This window comes from Acinetobacter harbinensis (assembly GCF_000816495.1).
Lineage (GTDB): Bacteria > Pseudomonadota > Gammaproteobacteria > Pseudomonadales > Moraxellaceae > Acinetobacter > Acinetobacter harbinensis.
Map to the genome: position 1 here is coordinate 85,679 of NZ_JXBK01000002.1, position 3,203 is coordinate 88,881.

At 41.8% G+C, this 3,203-nt stretch carries 4 protein-coding genes; all 4 read left to right on the top strand.

Annotation, left to right across the window (positions count from 1 at the left end; translation table 11 throughout):
* Positions 1-1,180: fumarylacetoacetase (gene fahA, locus SE27_RS12580; protein WP_455550001.1), on the top strand; the 1,180-nt coding region annotated here is incomplete at its 5' end.
* A 15-nt stretch (positions 1,181-1,195) separates the two neighbouring features.
* Entirely contained in the window at positions 1,196-1,846 is a 651-nt protein-coding gene (gene maiA / locus SE27_RS12585) for a maleylacetoacetate isomerase (RefSeq protein WP_039624140.1), read from the top strand.
* A 22-nt stretch (positions 1,847-1,868) separates the two neighbouring features.
* Positions 1,869-2,456 (top strand): VOC family protein, encoded by a 588-nt coding sequence (locus tag SE27_RS12590; RefSeq protein ID WP_039624142.1) that lies wholly within the window; start codon positions 1,869-1,871, stop codon positions 2,454-2,456.
* A 662-nt stretch (positions 2,457-3,118) separates the two neighbouring features.
* The coding region (locus tag SE27_RS14585) for a hypothetical protein (protein WP_455550010.1) at positions 3,119-3,203 on the top strand (85 nt) is incomplete at its 3' end.

Below are 3,203 nucleotides of genomic sequence, written 5' to 3' on the forward strand. Positions count from 1 at the left end.
TCGAGTCGGTGTTGCCTTAGGTGAATGGGTGGTTGATCTGGCGGCCTTAGAAGCGCATGGCTTTCTTGAAATTCAGCAGGGTGAGCGCTATTTTAATCAAGCCACCTTAAATAAGTTTATTGAATCCGGAAAAGCGCACTGGGCTAAAGTGCGGACAGAATTACAAGCGTTACTGTCCGCAAAAAATAGCCGCTTACGCGACAATCAGGCCTTACGTGATCAAGTCTTTTTTAAACAAGCTGAAGTGACACTGCATTTACCGGTGCATATTCCCGGCTATACCGATTTTTATTCCTCTAAAGAACATGCAACCAATGTTGGCTGTATGTTCCGTGATCCTAAAAATGCCTTATTAGAGAATTGGTCTGAACTTCCGGTGGGTTATAACGGTCGTGCCAGTTCAGTGATTGTCAGTGGTACGCCAGTCGTTCGTCCATCGGGTCAGATCAAATTACCCAATCAAGCACGTCCGGTTTTCTCTGCCTGTCGTAAACTGGATTTTGAACTTGAAACTGGTTTTATTATTGGTCAAGCCAATGCGCTGGGTGAACCGATTGATATTAAAAATGCGTGGGAACATATTTTTGGCATGGTGCTGTTTAATGATTGGTCAGCACGTGACTTACAGCAGTGGGAATATGTTCCATTAGGTCCATTCAACGCCAAAACTTTCGCCTCGTCTATCTCTCCTTGGATTGTGACTATGCAGGCGCTGGAACCGTTTAAAACCAGTTCTCCTGTGCAAGAACCGCGGCCGCTGGCTTATTTACGGGAAGATCATCACAGCAATAGTTATGACATCAATTTATCGGTGGAAATTAAAACTGAACATGCGCAACAAGCTGAGCTGATCAGCCAAACCAACTTTAAATATATGTATTGGTCGATGGCGCAGCAGCTCACGCATCACACTATTGCTGGTTGTAATGTACAAGTCGGTGACTTAATGGGTTCAGGCACCATTTCAGGTCCGACGCCGGATTCTTATGGCTCACTGTTAGAAATCAGTTGGAATGCCACTCAGCCACTGACCTTATCCAATGGCGAGCAACGTAGCTTTATTCAAGATGGTGATACCCTAATTATGAAAGGCTACTGTCAAAAAGCTGGTTTAAGAATTGGTTTTGGTGAAGTCTCGGGGCAGATTCTGCCGGCGGTTGAATTTAACTTTTCTGAATAAGCCTGAGCTAAGACAATGCAATTATACAGTTACTTTCGCAGTTCAGCAGCCTATCGGGTGCGTATTGCCTTGAATCTAAAAGGCTTAACGGCTCAGATTATTCCAGTGCATTTGCTGAACAATGGTGGTGAGCAGCACAGTGTTGAATATCAACAGATTAATCCGCAGCAATTGGTACCAGCTTTGCTTGAACAGCAGGCGCAGCAGCCTTTTATTCTGAGTCAATCTTTAAGCATACTGGAGTATTTAGAGGAAAAATTTAACGATATTCCCTTACTGCCAACTGAGCTGCAACAACGTGCACGGATTCGTGCATTTTGCCAAAGCATTGCTTGTGACCTGCATCCACTGAATAACTTGCGCGTCTTACAATATTTATCTGACATTTTAAACATCACCGCAGCACAAAAAACAGCGTGGTATATGCACTGGCTAGAACTGGGTTTCACTGGATTAGAAGCTCAGCTGAGCGATTCCAATCCGCACTTTTGCTTTGGCAATCGCCCAAGCTTTGCCGATTGTTGCCTGATTCCACAAGTCTATAACGCCAAACGCTTCAATATGGATCTGTCCGCCTACCCCAAAATTGCCGCGATTTATGCGCATTGCAATACTTTGGCGGCATTTCAGCAGGCTGCGCCCGAAGTACAAATGGATGCCACATAAATTTTAAATAAGGATATTCATCATGACCATTCAAATCGAAAAAATTCACCATGTCGCCTATCGTTGTAAAGATGCCAAAGAAACGGTGCAGTGGTATAAAAAAAATCTCAATATGGACTTTATTTTAGCCTTTGCCGAAGACTACGTTCCCTCGACCAAAGCCTTTGATCCATATATGCATCTATTTTTAGATGCCGGAAATGGCAATGTGTTGGCTTTTTTTGAATTACCCACCCAACCGGAAATGGGACGCGATGAAAACACCCCGAAATGGGTGCAACATATTGCGCTCAAGGTCAAAGATCGTGCCGCACTGATTGAAGCCAAAGCGCATTTAGAAGCCAATGACATTGCAGTCCTTGGCATTACCAACCATGGCATTTTCCACTCGATTTACTTTTTTGATCCGAATGGTCACCGCTTAGAATTGGCCTATGATGATGAAAAAGCGGCTGCGAAAATTGCCCTAATTACCGAACAGATGAAAGCCGAAATGCTCGAGCAGTGGTCAATCACCAAACGCGCACCGCAGCATACGCAGTTCTTACATGCCGATGAGCTAGAAAATAATACCAGCACGGCTAAAATAGATGCTGAATGGTCGATTTAAGCGGTAATGAAACACTGTTCAGAGCACTCAGCACCTTATGCTAGGCGACGAGTGCTCTTTTGCATGCAGTGGCGCGTGCTTTAATTTTGTGAGCAGCAGTAAACCTAGATTGCATACCCGCAGGTTAATCAGAATTATCGCTCTGTAATGAGTTTAAGCCGTTTTATGCCTTATACACTAAATGATCCGGCCAAAATTCCTGCTAAAGTGCTGTATTTATTCACGCAACCGAGTCGTAAGCTCGCTCTATAGTCGCTCAATCTTGATACTCAAATGCATGAATTTTAACCAATTAATCTTTATTTAGTCAGCATTACAAAAGTAAACAATTATAAAATTAAGTCTCAGCATGGCGATGTAAAACATTTTTTTATTAATATCATTACTTTATCTTATAGCTACACTATTGATCGATATAAATTACGCAATACATAATCTAATTACGTATTTAATAATATTAAAAGCACAGTATGATGGGAAAATAAATGAAGTTCATCTACGCTGTTTGGTTTAAGTACTCCAAATAGCCAAGGATAAATTAAAGATTAGGCAAACGGATTTGTCATAAAAATTTAGATAGTCGCTATGATTTTTCTGTTTGTTCTAAAACTGATGTATTAAAAATAAGCAATCGGATTGCTTTTAAAAAATGAGGATGTTGTATGAATGAGTTAGCCAACCCTTTAGAACTCTGTGGCTTTGAATTTATTGAATTCGTCGCTGAAGATGGAAATCTCGATGAAATCT